The sequence below is a fragment of the Agrococcus beijingensis genome, assembly GCF_030758955.1.
In the GTDB taxonomy this organism is placed as follows: Bacteria; Actinomycetota; Actinomycetes; order Actinomycetales; family Microbacteriaceae; genus Agrococcus; species Agrococcus beijingensis.
Window position 1 is genome coordinate 610587 of sequence record NZ_CP132360.1, and the last position, 14772, is coordinate 625358.

Sequence of the window (14772 nt, forward strand, 5' to 3'; positions counted from 1 at the left end):
GGACGCGCAGGGCCAATACGCGCAGGGCCAGTACGCACCTGCTGGCCAGGACGCGCTGGGCCAATACGCGCAGGGCCAGTACGCACCTGCTGGCCAGGACGCGCTGGGCCAATACGCGCAGGGCCAGTACGCACCTGCTGGCCAGGACGCGCAGGGCCAATACGCGCAGGGCCAGTACGCACCTGCTGGCCAGTACTCGCCTGGCCAGTACCTGCCGGGCCAGTACTCGCAGGGCCAGGCGCCCGCGACCGCGTTCCCGGCTGCACCGGCGCAGTGGAGCGCCCCCACGCATCCGGGCCCCAAGACCAACACCATGGCGCTGCTGGCGATCCTGGCGTCGGCCGCCGGCACGACGATCCTGCTCGGGCTCGGCTCGATCGCCGGCATCGTGCTGGGCTTCATCGCGCTCGGGCAGATCCGCCGCACGGGCGACGACGGCAGGCTGCTCGCGCTCTGGGGGATCATCCTCGGCGCGGTCACGCTGCTCGCGCTGATCGTCGGCGCCGTCATCGGCATCGCGGGGCTCGCGCAGCTGTTCGAGCAGCTGCAGCCGGGCGGCTTCTAGCCGCGACGGGGCGCCGATCGCTGCCAGACATCCGCATCCGCTGGCGGTAGGTTTGGCTCGCGCACTCGCGCATCGCAAGGAGGATCCCGTGAGCGACCAGAACCCGCCGGCCGACGACCGCTTCCGTCGCCCCGACCAGGAGGACGCCGCCCCTCCCGCCGCTGATGCCGCAGCGCCGCCCGCCGCGCACGACGCGCCGCCCGTCGCAGACTTCGGCCAGTCGGCGCCGCAGCCCGGCTCGGTCGGCCAGGCACCCGCGGCGTCGGACGAGCAGCCCGCCTTCGGCCAGGCGCCGGCGCAGGACGCGCCGACCTACGGCCAGCAGCAGGCTCCCGCCTACGGGCAGGTGCCCGGCTACGACCAGCAGCAGCCCTTCGGCCAGCCCGCGGAGCAGCCCTACGGCCAGGCTCCGCATCAGCCCGGCTACGACCAGCAGCAGGGCTTCGGCCAGGCTCCGCAGCAGCCGTCCTACGACCAGCAGCAGGCCTTCGGCGACCAGCAGCAGGCCTTCGGCGACCAGCAGCAGGCCTACGGCCAGCAGCCGCAGCAGCCGGGCTACGACGCGCAGCAGGGCTACGGCCAGCAGTCGCCCGCCTACGGCGCGAGCGCGCCCTACGGCGCGAGCGCGCCCGGATACGGCCAGCCCGAGCAGGCCTACGGCCAGCAGGCACCCGCCTACGGCCAGCAGGCGGGCTACGGCGCGGCTCCGGCGGCGCAGGCCTACGGCGAGCAGCCGGCCTACGGCCAGCAGCAGGGCTACGGCGACCCGGCCGCGGTCGGCTACGCGCCCTCGCCGTACGGCCCCGTCGCCGGTCAGAAGAGGATCAAGGGCATCACGATCGCCGCGATGATCTTCGGCGGCCTCGGCGTGCTGGGCCTGCTCGCCTCCGGCTTCGGCGGCGTGTTCGCGCTGGTGGGCGCGATCCTCGGCTTCGTCGCCATGAAGAAGAACCCCGAGGCGAGGCCCTGGCCGATGATCGTGGCGATCGTCAGCTCGATCGTCTTCATCGCCAGCGTGGTGATGGGCATCGTCATGGCCGTCGCGTGGAGCGAGTACTTCACCGCGATCGCCGGCCTCTGACCCGCACGACGACGCCCCCGGCACACCGTGCGCGGGGGCGTCGTCGCGTGCGCCTGGGGTTAGGGCCGGTCGGCCAGGATCGCCCGGTGCCGCCCGCCCACCCGGGTGGCGATGAGGGTCGCCCGCTCGTCGCCCTTGAGCTTCAGCCGCTTCCGCAGCGCCGCCGGGTCGAGGTCGGCGCCGCGCTTCTTGATCTCGAGCTCGCCGATGCCCAGCTCTCGCAGCCGCTGCGCGATCCGCCGCTCGTCGAGGGGCAGCGTCTCGCGCACGCGGAACGCCTGCGCGAGCGGCGTCTCGACGTGCGCGTCGGCCGTCAGGTAGGCGATGCCGTCCGACACGCTGCGGGCGCCCAGCCGCTCGGCGAGCGTGCCGATGAGCTCGGCCCTGATCACCGCGCCGGCCGGCTCGTACAGCCACTCGCCGAGCTCGCCCGGCTCCGGATGCGCAGGGTCGCCCACGAGCTCCGCCGCGCCGCCGTCGCCGAGCACGAGGGCGCTCCTGGCGATCCCGGACCGCGCGAGCCGGCCGGTCCACACGACGGCCTCGACGGTCTCGAGGCCGTCCGTCACCCACTGGTGCTCCGCATCCGTCGGCAGCAGGTCGCGGTCGATGCCCGGCGCGAGCTTCACGCCCGCCGGCTGCGCGGCGGCGCGGGCGAAGACGGCGTCGAGCGAAGGCGACCAGTCGGCCGGGTCGTTGAGGCGCCGGCTGCCGTCGCGGCGCGCGGGGTCGAACCAGAGCGCCTCGGCATCCACCGGCGTCTCGAGGGCGTCGCCGTGCAGCACGGTCGCATGCCAGGCGGCGAGGTTGAACGCGGCGATCGCCGCCGTCGCCTCGTCGCGCTCGACGGCGGTCACGGCGAGGCCCAGCGTCGCGAAGGCGAGCGAGTCGGCACCGATGCCGCATCCCAGGTCGGCGACCGAGACGATGCCGGCCGACCGCATCCGCCCCGCATGGTGCGCCGCGACCCGCAGCCGGGTCGCCTGCTCGAGGCCGGCCTCGGTGAACAGCATGCCCTCGGCGAACTCGCCGAACTTCGCCCGGGCCCGACGGCGCAGGCGCGCCTGCGTGAGCACCGCGGCGACCAGCCGCGGGTCGTGCCCCTCGGCGCGCAGCCGCGAGACCTCGCGCACCACGTCGTCGTCGAGCCCGGCCTCGGCGCGCTCGAGCAGCGCGAGGCCGTCCTTCGACAGCAGCAGTCGCAGCTCCTCGGCATCCATCGCACTCATCCAACACCACCGCGGAGCGCGTCCGCCGCGCCCCGCGACGGCGCTCGATTGGCACTCATGTTGACCGAGTGCCAACTCACGGCCTAGGCTGGATCCGGTGTCCGGTACGGCCGGACGCTCCCAAGAGTCTGAGAAGAAAGAGGCAACCGTGTCGGTTTCCATCAAGCCGCTCGAGGACCGCATCGTCATCCAGCAGGTCGAGGCAGAGACGACCACTGCGAGCGGTCTCGTCATCCCTGACACCGCCAAGGAGAAGCCCCAGGAGGGCGAGGTCGTGGCGGTCGGCCCCGGCCGCATCGACGACAACGGCAACCGCGTCCCGATCGACGTGTCGGTCGGCGACAAGGTGCTGTACTCCAAGTACGGCGGCACCGAGATCAAGTTCGGCGCCGACGAGTACCTCGTGCTCTCGGCGCGCGACGTGCTCGCCATCGTCGAGCGCTGACGCACCACTGACGCCAGGCGGCGCCCCCTCGCGGGGCGCCGCCTTCGCGGTCCCGGGAGGGGAGCATGACCGAGCACCGCAAGGGCCTGGGCTTCGCGTTCTTCGCCTATGCCTTCTGGGCCGCGCTGCCGGCCTATCTGCAGCTCACCAAGGGCATCGACGGCTTCGAGCTGATCGGCTGGCGCGTGCTCTCGTCGGTGGCGGTGGCCGTCGCGCTCGTCGCCCTGACGCGCGGCTGGAGCCGCCTGCGCACGGTGCTGCGCAGCCGCCGCGACACGCTCACGCTCGTGATCGCCGGCCACGCCGTGCTCATCAACTGGACCGCCTTCATCGTCGGCGTGCTCTCCGACCGGGTGCTCGAGACCAGCCTGGGCTACTTCCTCAACCCGCTCGTGAGCATCGTGCTGGCCGTGCTCTTCCTCGGCGAGCGGCTCCGGCCCACCCAGTGGGTGGCGGTCGGGCTCGGCGCCGCCGGGGTGGTCGTGATGATCATCGGCTACGGCGAGGTGCCGTGGATCGGCCTGCTGGTCGCCGCCTCGTTCGGGCTCTACGGCCTCATCAAGAAGCGCGTCGGGGCGTCGGTGGATGCGCTGTCCGGCTTCACGATCGAGACCACGGCCGCGCTCCCCGCGTCGCTCGTGATGATGGGCGTCGCGTTCAGCCTCGGCGGTGTCACGGTGGGCGCCGCCGGCACGACCGGCATCTGGGCGACCGTGGGCCTCGGCATCGTCACCGCCGTGCCGCTGCTGGCCTTCTCGGCGGCGGCCCGCCGCATCAAGCTCACCACGCTGGCGTTCGTGCAGTACCTGACGCCGGTGCTCACCTTCCTCTTCGGCGCCTTCGTCATGCTCGAGCCCATGCCGCTCGAGCGCTGGCTCGGCTTCGGGCTCGTGTGGCTCTCGCTCGTGCTCATCTCGGTCGACCTCGTCGCGACGCAGGCGCGCAGGCCGCGACCGGGCACTGCTGCGGCCTAGGCACACCCGACCCGCCCGCTGCCCTAAGACAGTCCAAGGAAACGCACGCATTGTGCGCAGGCACGGGCGCTGACGCCAAGACCGTTACCAGGACGTAACGCAGAACGGCGGTTTTCTGCGCGGGGCTCGCCTACTGTGAGTCCAACGCGCGCGCCAGCGCGCCGCTCAACACACTGAGGAGCACGATGAAGTCCTTCATTCGCACCACGGGGCAGCACCCTCGCCGTGCCGCAGCGCTCGGCGCCGCGACCGCCGGCGTCCTGCTGCTCGCGGCCTGCGCCGGTGGCGGCACGCCCACGCCGTCGGGCTCGACCGGACCGGAGACCGAGGTCGACACCTCGTTCGTGGTCGGCACGATCCTGCCCCAGACCGGCAACCTCGCCTTCCTCGGCCCGCCCGAGTTCGCGGGCGTCGACCTGGCCGCCGCAGACCTCGAGGCCGCAGGCTTCGAGTTCGAGGTCGACGTGCAGCACCGCGACTCCGGTGACACCACGACCGACATCGCCACCGCTTCTGCGGGCGAGCTCATCGGCGCAGGCGCCGACATCGTGATCGGCGCCGCTTCGTCGGGCGTCTCGTTCACCTTCATCGACCAGCTGATCGATGCGGGCGTCGTCCAGATCTCGCCGGCCAACACGTCGCCCGACTTCTCCGACTACGAGGACGACGGGTTCTACTGGCGCACGGCTCCCTCCGACGTCATGCAGGGTCGCGTGCTCGGCAACCTGATGACGGGTGACGGCGCTGCCAGCGTCGGCTTCATCACGATCAACGACCCGTACGGCACCGGTCTGCAGGAGAACGCGGCTGCCGCGGTCGAGGCGGCCGGCGGCACGGTCACGGGCAACGTGCTCTACAACCCGGGTGACACGAACTTCACCACCCAGGTGCAGGAGATCGTGGCCGGCCAGCCCGACGCGATCGCGATCATCGCCTTCGCCGAGACGGCGCAGATCGTGCCGGAGCTCGTCACGCAGGGCTTCCCGGCCTCGGGCATGTACTTCGTCGACGGCAACCTGTCGAACGACTACAACTTCCCCGAGGGCACGCTCGACGGCGCGAAGGGCACCCTGCCCGGCAACCCGGCCGACGGCTCGTTCCAGGACCGCCTGCTCGAGCAGGACGACTCGCTGCAGGACTTCTCCTACGGCCCGGAGTCCTACGACGCCGTGATCCTCGCCGCGCTCGCCGCTGCGCAGGGCGGCAGCGCCGACTCGGCGACGATCCGCGACAACCTGCAGGCCGTCTCGGCCGAGGGCACCGAGTGCACCGACGTCGCCGAATGCCTGCAGCTCATCGCTGACGGCGAGGACATCGACTACAACGGTCCCTCGGGCCCGATCACGTTCGATGAGAACGGCGACCCGACGGAGGCGTTCATCGGCATCTACCAGTACGGTGCCGACAACAAGTACACCTTCCTGAACGCGGAGTTCGGCACGCTCAACGGCTGATCTGATCCGCACCTGAGGGCCCGGCTTCGGCCGGGCCCTCTGCCGTTGCCCGGGACGTCCCGTCGCGACCCGCAGGCCGCTGCCGCAACGACCGACGCCCCGCTCGATGAGGAGCGGGGCGTCGGTCGTCTCGGGGGAGCGCTACGGGGTCGTCGGGCCCTCGACGACGTCCTGCGACTCGGTGCGCGCCTTCTCCTCCACGTCGGTGGCCAGCGTGCCGAGGTAGAGCTGGATCACCTTGGGGTCGTTCAGCATCTCGCGGCCGGTGCCCGTGTAGGCGTCCTTGCCCTGGTCGAGCACGTAGGCGCGGTGGGCGATCTGCAGGCAGCGGCGGGCGTTCTGCTCGACCATCACGATCGTCACGCCGTGGCTGTTGATCTCGGCGACGCGCAGGAACGTCTCGTCCTGGCGCACCGGGCTGAGACCGGCGCTCGGCTCGTCGAGCAGCAGCACGGCGGGGTCCATCATGAGCGCGCGGCCCATGGCGACCATCTGCCGCTCGCCGCCCGAGAGGCTGCCGGCGCGCTGCTTGCGCCGCGACACCAGCTCGGGGAAGAGCGCGCCCACGAACTCGAAGCGCTCCTTGAACATCTTCGGCTGCTGGAACAGCCCCATCTCGAGGTTCTCCTCGATGGTGAGCGAGGGGAAGACGTTGTTGTTCTGCGGCACCATGCCGACGCCCTTGCCGACCAGCCGGTCGGCCTTGAGGCCGGTGATGTCCTCGCCGTTCAGCAGCACCGCGCCCTCGCGGATGTTCACCTGGCCGAACACCGCCTTCAGCAGCGTCGACTTGCCGGCGCCGTTCGGGCCGATGATGCCGATCAGGTCGCCCTGGTTCGCCACGATCGAGCAGCCGTTGAGGATGTTGACGCCCGGGATGTAGCCGGCGATCAGGTCCTTCGTCTCGAGCACGGGGGTGGTCATCGCTCGCCCTCCTTCTCGTGGGTCTGCGGGTCGTGCGCCTGCGCGCCCGTCTCGGGCGACGCATCCGTCGTGTCCTGTGCGGGGGCGGATGCGTCGGGGTCGACGGGCACCTCCTCCTCGGCGGCCTCGTGGATCTGCGCGACCTGCTGGTTCGTCAGCGTGCCCAGGTCGGTGTCGTGGTGCGCGCCCAGGTAGGCGTCGACCACGGCCTGGTTGTGCATGATCGTCTCGGGCGGGCCCTCGGCGACGACCTTGCCCTCGGCCATGACGATGACCCAGTCGGAGATGTGGCGCACCATGTGCATGTCGTGCTCGACGAAGAGCACGGTCATGCCCTCGTCCTTGAGCCCGCGCACGTGGTCGAGCAGCGACTGCGTGAGCGCCGGGTTGACGCCGGCCATCGGCTCGTCGAGCATCACGAGGGTCGGCTCGCTCATCAGCGCGCGCGCCATCTCGAGCAGCTTGCGCTGGCCGCCCGAGAGCGACGCGGCGTAGTCCTCGCGCTTCGTGTCGAGCTTGAAGCGGGCGAGCAGGCTGTCGGCCCGCTCGATGTTCGCCTTCTCCTGCGCAGCCCAGAGCGGCCGCACGAGCGCCGCGAAGAGGCCCTCGCCGCGCTGGTCGCGCGCGCCCAGCAGCATGTTCTGCAGCACCGTGAGCCGCGCGAGCGACTTCGTCAGCTGGAACGTGCGCACCATGCCGCGCCGCGCCACCTTGTGGCTGGGCACGTGGGCGAGCGACTGGCCCTCGAACGACCAGGTGCCCTTGTTGGGCCGGTCGAAGCCCGTGAGCAGGTTGAAGAACGTCGTCTTGCCGGCGCCGTTGGGCCCGATCAGCGCCGTGATGGCGCCGCGCGGGATCTCGACGTGGGCGACGTCGACCGCGGTGAGGCCGCCGAACTGGCGGATGACGCCGTCGGCGACCACGATCGGGTCGACCTTCTTGCAGCCGGGCCCGACCTCGCCGTCGACGAGGGGATGGGTCGTGGGAGGCGTGATCGTGTCAGACATTGAACGACAGCTCCTTCTTGTTGCCCATGATGCCCTGTGGTCGGAAGACCACCAGGGCCATCAAGGCGAGGCCGATGATGACGAAGCGGATCTGGCCGGCCTGCGAGCCGGACATGTCGCCGAAGAGGCCCGCGCCGTGCAGCAGGTTGATGAGCCCGCCGGTGAACGACAGCAGCACCCAGAAGAGGATGGAGCCGAGCACGGGCCCGAGCACCGTGGCCGCGCCGCCCAGCAGCAGCGCCGTCCAGATGAAGAACGTCATCGTGGTGGCGAAGTTGTCGGGCTGCACGGCTCGGGGGAGCACGAACATGATGCCCGCGACCGCGCCCATCACGCCGCCCAGCACGAGCGCCTGCATCTTGTAGCTGTAGACGTTCTTGCCGAGCGAGCGCACCGCATCCTCGTCCTCGCGGATGCCCTTCACGACGCGGCCCCACGGGCTGCGCATGAGCAGCCAGACGAGGATCAGCGCGATGATGACGAGCGACCAGGCGACGATGCGCACCCAGGTGTCGTAGGCGGTGGCGGTGAACGGGCCGAAGCCGTACGTGGTGCCGGTCAGCGGGTTCATGGCGTCGAAGTCGCCCTTGTAGTCCTGACCGCGCAGGCCCTGCGAGCCGCCGGTGATGGCGGTGAGATCCTGCGTGCGCACGGTGAAGCGGATGATCTCCGCCGCGGCGATCGTGACGATCGCCAGGTAGTCGCCGCGCAGGCGCAGGGTCGGGATGCCGAGGATCAGCGCGAAGATCACCGAGGCGAGCACCGCGACCAGCACGCCGGCCAGGAACGACAGCCAGACGGGCCAGCCGAGCGTCGCCGTCGGGTCGGCCATCATCGTGAAGATGGCGAACGCGTAGGCGCCGACGGCCATGAAGGCCGCCTGGCCGAAGTTCAGCAGGCCGGAGTAGCCGAAGTGGATGTTCAGGCCGATGGTCGCGAGCGCGAACGCCGCGGTGGTGGGCGAGAGGATCTCGCCCGCTGCCGAGTTCAGGATGGTGAGGAAGTCCACGTCAGCCGATCCTTTCCTTGCGACCGAGGATGCCCTGCGGTCGGAACAGCAGCACCAGGATGAGCGCGAGCAGCGCGACCGCGTAGCGGAGGTCGGGTGCGATGAAGAGCGTCGAGATCTCGGTCACGAGCCCGATGAGCAGGGCGCCGACGAGGGCGCCGAACGCGCTGCCCAGGCCGCCGAGCGTGACGGCCGCGAACAGCAGCAGCAGCACGGTGAAGCCGACGTCCCACTTGATGTTGCCGCCGATGAAGTAGGTGTAGAGGATGCCGGCGCCACCGGTGAGGAGGCCCGCGAGCACCCAGACGATGCGGATCACCCGGTCGACGTCGATGCCGGAGGCGGCCGCGAGGCCCGCGTTGTCGCTGACGGCGCGGGTGGCCTTGCCGATGCGGGTGCGGGTGAGGAACAGGCCCACGCCCACGAGCACCACGATCGCTATCAGCATGCTGACCACGTTCGACGTCGTCATCAGCACCGGGCCCACCTGCACGACCGCGCCGCGGTCGATCGAGAGGCCCTCGGTGCCGCCGCCGATGAGGAACTGGAAGAAGTAGCGCAGCGCGATCGACAGGCCGATCGTCACGATCAGCACCTGCACCAGGCCCACCCGGCGCTTGCGCAGCGGCTTGAAGATCGCCCAGTCGTGGAACCAGCCGAACGCCGCTGACGCCACGAGGGTGATGATCACCGCCACCCAGGCGGGCCACTCGACCAGCGTCGTCGTCGCGTAGAAGACGATGCCGCCGAAGGTCAGCAGCTCGCCGTGCGCGAAGTTGTTGACGCCGGTGGTGCCGAAGATCAGCGTGATGCCGATCGCGCCGAGGGCGAGCAGCAGGCCGAAGTTGATGCCGGAGATGATGCGCGACAGCAGCTGCGAGCCGAAGTCGTTGGAGCGCGAGCCGGTGTCGCTGGTGCCGCCGGGCACCTCTTCGCCGCCGGGCGTCGGTGCGCCGCTGGCACCCGGATCCGGCGTGGTGCCGGGGGAGCCGCCGGTCGACGGGCCGAACGGGAACAGCACGCCCACCGCGGAGGAGGCGCCGATCTCGAACTCGCGGCTCTCGAAGCTCGCGTCGCGCAGCGTCACGCCGTCGGGGAGCGTCGAGGTGTCGATCGACACCGTGTAGGTGCCGGGCTCGACGACGCCGATCAGCCACCGCCCGTCGGCGTCGCTGGCGACGGTCTCGTCGACGCCGTTGCCGCTCACGGTGATCTCGACGCCCTCGAGCGGGGTCTGCCCGTCTCGGACGACGCCGTTGAAGTTGTAGGGCGTCGCCTGGGCGGTCTCCGGGAGCGGCGCAGCGGCGACGGCGCTCGCGCCACCTGCCACCATGCCTACGACGGCCAGGGCGACAGCGATCATGCGCCGCACCCCGCTCCGTTGCGGTCTGCTGGACGTCTTCACATGTCCTCCATGCTGTGGGGCTGGCGAGCGCACAGGGAATGCGGTTCGTGGGATGCCCGTTACATCGGTGGTGACAATGTAGCGGCCGATTCGGCCGCATCCGGCCACTTCGGGCGACCCCGCGGGCAACTTCAGCAAGATGCCATGCGACCGTAACCCAATCGATACGATGAGAGCGATGGAGATGCGCAACCCCTTCGGCCCGATCGGCCTGACCTACGACGACGTCATGCTGCTCCCGGGCCGCACCGATGTCATCCCCTCCGAGGCCGACACGGGCACGCGACTGTCGCGACGCATCCGTCTCGCCATCCCGCTCGTGTCGAGCGCGATGGACACCGTCACCGAAGACCGGATGGCGATCGCCATGGCGCGCCAGGGCGGCATCGGCATCGTGCACCGCAACCTCGCGATCGCCGATCAGGCGGCCATCGTCGACCGCGTGAAGCGCTCCGAGTCGGGCATGGTCACCGACCCGCTCACGACGCACGCCGACGCCACCATCGAAGAGGTCGATCGCGTCTGCGGCGAGTTCAAGGTGTCGGGGCTGCCCGTCGTCGACGAGGCCAACGTGCTCGTGGGCATCGTCACCAACCGCGACATGCGCTTCGTGCCGCGCGAGGAGTTCGCGACCACGCTGGTGCGCGACATCATGACGCCCGCGCCGCTGAAGACCGCGCCCGTCGGCATCTCGCGCGAGGACGCCTTCGCGATCTTCGAGCAGACGAAGCTCGAGAAGCTGCCGCTCGTCGACGAGCAGGGCAAGCTCGGCGGGCTCATCACCGTCAAGGACTTCGACAAGGTCGAGCAGTACCCGAACTCGACGAAGGACCCGCAGGGCCGCCTGCGCGTCGGCGCGGCGATCGGCTTCTTCGGCGACGCGTTCGACCGGGCCGTGGCGCTCGCGGAGGTCGGCGTCGACGTGATCGTCGTCGACACCGCCAACGGCGAGAGCCAGGGCGTGCTCGACATGGTCGCGAAGCTCAAGGGCGACGCGCGCTTCGCTGGCGTCGACATCATCGGCGGCAACGTCGCCACCTATGAGGGCGCCGCCGCCCTCATCGCCGCGGGCGTCGACGCCGTCAAGGTGGGCGTCGGGCCGGGCTCCATCTGCACCACCCGTGTCGTCTCCGGCGTGGGCGTGCCGCAGGTCTCGGCCATCTACGACGCCGCGCGCGCCGCGCACGACGCCGGCACCGACATCCCGATCATCGCCGACGGCGGCCTGCAGTACTCGGGCGACATCGCCAAGGCGCTCGTCGCCGGCGGCTCGTCGGTCATGCTCGGCTCGCTGCTCGCCGGCACGAACGAGAGCCCGGGCGATCTCGTGCTCGTCAACGGCAAGCAGTTCAAGTCGTACCGCGGCATGGGCTCGCTCGGCGCGATGCAGACGCGCGGCAAGAAGACCTCCTACTCGCGCGACCGCTACTTCCAGGCCGACGTGCCCAGCGACGAGCAGCTGATCGCCGAGGGCATCGAGGGCCAGGTGCCCTACCGCGGCGCGCTCGGCACCGTCGCCTACCAGCTGGTCGGGGGGCTGCGGCAGTCGATGTTCTACACCGGCGCGCGCACGATCGACGAGCTGAAGGAGAAGGGCCGCTTCGTGCAGATCACCGCGGCCGGCCTCAAGGAGTCGCACCCCCATGACATCCAGATGGTGGTGGAGGCCCCGAACTACCGCCGCTGAGCCCAGCGACCCGAAGGCCGGACGTGCACCTGCACGCCCGGCCTTCGTCGTCTGCCCGCTCGCCTCTTCCGCCCGGGGTGCGATCTCAACGTGCGAGGTGCGCCTTCGCCGCACACGGTGCGGCGAGGCAGCACCTCGCACGTTGAGAAGACTGTTGCGGTGCGCGCAGACGCGATATATCGTGTGTTGCAAGACGCGATATAGCGCGATGGCAGCACGAAGGGGTCAGACCATGGAGCAGCAGTTCGACAGCGGCGACACCAGGCCGCGCAGCGCATCCGGTGCGGCGGCATCGGGCGCCGACACCATCACCGAGCAGTGGACCATCCGCGACGGCGAGAGCCGCGTGATCGACATCGATGCCGTGCGGGCGCTCCGCGTCGGCATCGTCGGCGGCAGCGTCGACATCGTCGGGCACGACGAGCCGGCCGCCCGCGTCGAGGTGCACCGCGTCGAGGGCCGCGACCTCACGGTCACGCTCGAGCAGGGGCGCCTCTCGATCTCGCACCCGAAGGTGAGCTGGGACGACGTGTGGGAGTCGGTGAAGGCCCTGGTCGGCGTGCGCGCCAAGGTCGAGCTGAGCATCCTCGTGCCTCGCGAGACGGTGCTGTCGCTGGGCCAGGTCAACGCATCCGCCCTGGTCAGCGGCCTCGGCGGCAAGGCCACGCTGAGCACCGTGTCGGGCGGCATGCAGGTCGAGGCGCACCACGGCGACCTCGAGCTCAACACCGTCTCGGGCGACCTCGAGGTGAGCGGCGGCGCCGGCCGGCTCGCCGTGCACGGCGTCTCCTCCGACATCACCGCCTCCGGCCGCTTCGACGAGATCGGCATCGACACCGTCAGCGGCGAGGTGCTGCTCGACGTGCACGGCTCGCCGCGCAGCATCTCGGTCAACTCGGTCTCGGCCGATGTCACGACCCGGCTCGACGCCGGCCAGGCGGTGCGCGCCACCACCCGCACCGTCTCGGGCAAGGGCACGATCGTCGGCCGCTCGCTGCCGCGGCGCGGCGGCAGCGAGGCCGTCGACGGCACGAACGCCTTCAACCTGCAGGCCAACACCGTCTCGGGCGACGTGACCGTCGTGCGGAGGGACGCATGACCCCCGTCTTCGGCCACGGGGCGCTGCGCCTCTACCTGCTGAGCCTGCTCGCCGAGGCGCCGCGCCACGGCTACGAGCTGATGCAGTCGCTCGAGCAGCGCTTCGGCGGCACGTACTCGCCCAGCGCCGGCACCATCTACCCGCGGCTGGCGAAGCTCGAGGAGGAGGGGCTGCTGACCAAGTCGGTCGACGGCCGCAAGACCACCTACACGATCACCGACGCGGGTCGGGCCGAGCTGGCGGCGCGGGAGGGGGAGCTGCGCGACCTCGAGGGCGAGATCACCGATTCGGTGCGCCGCATGGCGTCCGACGTGCGCGCCGGCGTGAAGTCGGCGATGCAGGCGCTGCGCGCCGATCTGGCGGCGGCCGATCGCGGCGCCCGAAGCGCGCCGAGCGCACCGCGGGCTGACGACGGGTGGCGGGCCGAGGCATCCGACCCCCTGCTGTCGAACCCGTGGCCGGGGCCGCGGGAGCACCGCGAGGAGCCGATGCCGGAGCCGCACGCGGCGGCGCGGGCACAGGATGGGGCGGATGCGTCGCACCCGGCCGTGAAGATCGCGGCACGGCTCGCGGTCCACGACGTCGACCTGGCGCTGGGCGAGTTCCGCACGCAGCTGCGGTCGGCCGTGCGCGCGGGGCACGGCGACCGCATGACGAGCGAGAAGGCGAGCCTCGTGCGGCGCGAGCTGGAGGCGGCGCTGCTGCGCATCAAGAGCCAGCTCTGAGCCTGAGCCTCGTGCGGGGAGGCCCGGGATAGGCTGAGGGCGTGACGGAGATCGAGATCGGCCGCAGCAAGCGCGCCCGCATGGGGTACGGGTTCGACGACATCAGCATCGTCCCCTCCCGACGCACGCGCGACAGCGATCTGGTCTCGCTCGGCTGGCAGATCGACGCCTTCAAGTTCGAGATCCCGGTGATGGGCGCGCCGACCGACTCGGTGACGAGCCCGGCGACGGCGATCGCGCTCGGCAGGGCCGGCGGCGTCGGCGTGCTCAACCTCGAGGGCGTCTGGACGCGCTACGACGACCCCGAGCCGCTGCTCGCCGAGATCGCGGGCCTCCCCGCCGACCTGGCGACCAGCCGCATGCGCGAGATCTACGCGGCGCCCATCAAGCCCGAGCTGATCCGCGACCGGCTGGCGCAGATCCGCGACGCGGGCGTGGTCGTCTCGGGCAGCCTGAGCCCGCAGGCCGTGCAGGAGCACTACGAGACGGTGCTCGCCGCGGGCGTCGACCTGATGGTGATCCGCGGCGCGACCGTGAGCGCCGAGCACGTCTCGGCCGAGGCCGGCTCGCCCCTCAACCTGAAGCGGTTCATCTACGAGCTCGACGTGCCCGTCGTGGTCGGCGGCGTCGTGACCTACACGGCCGCGCTGCACCTCATGCGCACGGGCGCCGCAGGCGTGCTCGTCGGCTTCGGCGGCGGTGCCGCATCGACGAGCGAGAAGGTGCTCGGCGTCGCGGCCCCGATGGCGACCGCGGTGAGCGACGTCGCCGCCGCCCGGCGCGACTACCTCGACGAGTCGGGCGGCCGCTACGTGCACGTCATCGCCGACGGCTCGCTCGGCACGTCGGGCCAGGTCGTCAAGGCGCTCGCCTGCGGCGCCGACAGCGTGATGCTCGGCACCGCGCTCGCGCGCGCGACGGATGCTCCCGGTCGCGGCTGGCACTGGGGCCCGGAGGCGCACAACCAGAAGCTGCCGCGCGGCAACCGCGTGCAGGTCGCCCAGGTCGGGCCGCTCGACGTGGTGCTGAACGGCCCGTCGCCGACCGCCGACGGCACCGCCAACATCATGGGCGCGCTGCGCAAGGCGATGTCGACCACCGGATACAAGGATCTCAAGGAGTTCCAGCGCATCGACGTCGTCGTGGAGGCGACGCCGCCGCGCTGACC

General features: G+C 71.2%; 14 protein-coding genes. 9 read left to right on the top strand and 5 right to left on the bottom strand.

Features of this window, described 5'->3' with window-relative positions:
- Together Q9250_RS02850 and Q9250_RS02855 are read left to right on the top strand one after the other, a co-directional pair.
- Window positions 1-565: DUF4190 domain-containing protein (locus tag Q9250_RS02850; RefSeq protein ID WP_306233063.1), on the top strand; the 565-nt coding region annotated here is incomplete at its 5' end.
- 88 nt (window positions 566-653) lie between these two features.
- The gene (locus Q9250_RS02855; protein WP_306233064.1) at window positions 654-1646 is read left to right on the top strand and encodes an MARVEL domain-containing protein; all 993 of its coding nucleotides are present in this window, start codon (window positions 654-656) and stop codon (window positions 1644-1646) included.
- A 59-nt stretch (window positions 1647-1705) separates the two neighbouring features.
- Here Q9250_RS02855 and Q9250_RS02860 read toward each other — a convergent pair whose 3' ends face one another.
- A complete protein-coding gene (locus Q9250_RS02860) occupies window positions 1706-2866 on the bottom strand; it encodes a class I SAM-dependent methyltransferase (protein ID WP_306233065.1) in 1161 nt (386 codons plus the stop codon).
- A 157-nt stretch (window positions 2867-3023) separates the two neighbouring features.
- Between Q9250_RS02860 and groES the strand changes: the two genes are divergently transcribed.
- From groES to Q9250_RS02875, 3 genes are all read left to right on the top strand, one after another.
- Window positions 3024-3320, top strand: a complete 297-nt coding sequence (gene groES, locus Q9250_RS02865) for a co-chaperone GroES (protein WP_306233066.1) — start codon at window positions 3024-3026, stop codon at window positions 3318-3320.
- Window positions 3321-3385: 65 nt separating this feature from the next.
- A complete protein-coding gene (gene rarD, locus Q9250_RS02870; RefSeq protein ID WP_306233067.1) occupies window positions 3386-4294 on the top strand; it encodes an EamA family transporter RarD in 909 nt (302 codons plus the stop codon).
- Between the two features lie 185 nt (window positions 4295-4479).
- Window positions 4480-5748, top strand: coding sequence for an ABC transporter substrate-binding protein (locus Q9250_RS02875; RefSeq protein WP_306233068.1), 1269 nt, complete (start codon window positions 4480-4482; stop codon window positions 5746-5748).
- A 141-nt stretch (window positions 5749-5889) separates the two neighbouring features.
- Here Q9250_RS02875 and Q9250_RS02880 read toward each other — a convergent pair whose 3' ends face one another.
- The 4 genes from Q9250_RS02880 to Q9250_RS02895 are packed head-to-tail and all read right to left on the bottom strand — an operon-like array spanning window position 5890 to window position 10051.
- Window positions 5890-6672 (bottom strand): ABC transporter ATP-binding protein, encoded by a 783-nt coding sequence (locus tag Q9250_RS02880; protein WP_306233069.1) that lies wholly within the window; start codon window positions 6670-6672, stop codon window positions 5890-5892.
- Window positions 6669-7679: an ABC transporter ATP-binding protein gene (locus tag Q9250_RS02885; RefSeq protein ID WP_306233070.1), complete on the bottom strand. Its 1011-nt coding sequence runs from the start codon at window positions 7677-7679 to the stop codon at window positions 6669-6671. The genes Q9250_RS02880 and Q9250_RS02885 overlap by 4 nt, the downstream gene beginning before the upstream one ends.
- Complete coding sequence (locus tag Q9250_RS02890) at window positions 7672-8688, bottom strand: branched-chain amino acid ABC transporter permease (protein ID WP_306233071.1); 1017 nt, start codon at window positions 8686-8688, stop codon at window positions 7672-7674. The genes Q9250_RS02885 and Q9250_RS02890 overlap by 8 nt, the downstream gene beginning before the upstream one ends.
- A 1-nt stretch (window position 8689) precedes the next feature.
- Window positions 8690-10051 (bottom strand): branched-chain amino acid ABC transporter permease, encoded by a 1362-nt coding sequence (locus Q9250_RS02895; RefSeq protein ID WP_306233072.1) that lies wholly within the window; start codon window positions 10049-10051, stop codon window positions 8690-8692.
- A gap of 220 nt (window positions 10052-10271) precedes the next feature.
- Here Q9250_RS02895 and guaB point away from each other — a divergent pair, with 220 nt between their 5' ends.
- The 4 genes from guaB to Q9250_RS02915 all read left to right on the top strand — a co-directional run bounded on the left by guaB (window position 10272) and on the right by Q9250_RS02915 (window position 14770).
- Window positions 10272-11780: an IMP dehydrogenase gene (gene guaB / locus Q9250_RS02900; protein ID WP_306233073.1), complete on the top strand. Its 1509-nt coding sequence runs from the start codon at window positions 10272-10274 to the stop codon at window positions 11778-11780.
- A gap of 232 nt (window positions 11781-12012) precedes the next feature.
- Entirely contained in the window at window positions 12013-12879 is an 867-nt protein-coding gene (locus tag Q9250_RS02905) for a DUF4097 family beta strand repeat-containing protein (RefSeq protein WP_306233074.1), read from the top strand.
- A complete protein-coding gene (locus Q9250_RS02910) occupies window positions 12876-13604 on the top strand; it encodes a PadR family transcriptional regulator (RefSeq protein ID WP_306233075.1) in 729 nt (242 codons plus the stop codon). Before Q9250_RS02905 ends, Q9250_RS02910 begins: the two co-directional genes overlap by 4 nt.
- Before the next feature lie 41 nt (window positions 13605-13645).
- The gene (locus Q9250_RS02915) at window positions 13646-14770 is read left to right on the top strand and encodes a GuaB3 family IMP dehydrogenase-related protein (RefSeq protein ID WP_306233076.1); all 1125 of its coding nucleotides are present in this window, start codon (window positions 13646-13648) and stop codon (window positions 14768-14770) included.
- Window positions 14771-14772 lie beyond the last annotated feature (2 nt).

Excerpts from the sequence above, each read along its gene's own strand:
- Q9250_RS02860 (WP_306233065.1), bottom strand. The coding sequence starts at position 2,866 with ATGGATGCCGAGGAGCTGCGACTGCTGCTGTCGAAGGACGGCCTCGCG.
- rarD (WP_306233067.1), top strand. The coding sequence starts at position 3,386 with ATGACCGAGCACCGCAAGGGCCTGGGCTTCGCGTTCTTCGCCTATGCC.
- Q9250_RS02875 (WP_306233068.1), top strand. The coding sequence starts at position 4,480 with ATGAAGTCCTTCATTCGCACCACGGGGCAGCACCCTCGCCGTGCCGCA.
- Q9250_RS02880 (WP_306233069.1), bottom strand. The coding sequence starts at position 6,672 with ATGACCACCCCCGTGCTCGAGACGAAGGACCTGATCGCCGGCTACATC.
- Q9250_RS02885 (WP_306233070.1), bottom strand. The coding sequence starts at position 7,679 with ATGTCTGACACGATCACGCCTCCCACGACCCATCCCCTCGTCGACGGC.
- Q9250_RS02895 (WP_306233072.1), bottom strand. The coding sequence starts at position 10,051 with ATGATCGCTGTCGCCCTGGCCGTCGTAGGCATGGTGGCAGGTGGCGCG.
- guaB (WP_306233073.1), top strand. The coding sequence starts at position 10,272 with ATGGAGATGCGCAACCCCTTCGGCCCGATCGGCCTGACCTACGACGAC.
- Q9250_RS02905 (WP_306233074.1), top strand. The coding sequence starts at position 12,013 with ATGGAGCAGCAGTTCGACAGCGGCGACACCAGGCCGCGCAGCGCATCC.
- Q9250_RS02910 (WP_306233075.1), top strand. The coding sequence starts at position 12,876 with ATGACCCCCGTCTTCGGCCACGGGGCGCTGCGCCTCTACCTGCTGAGC.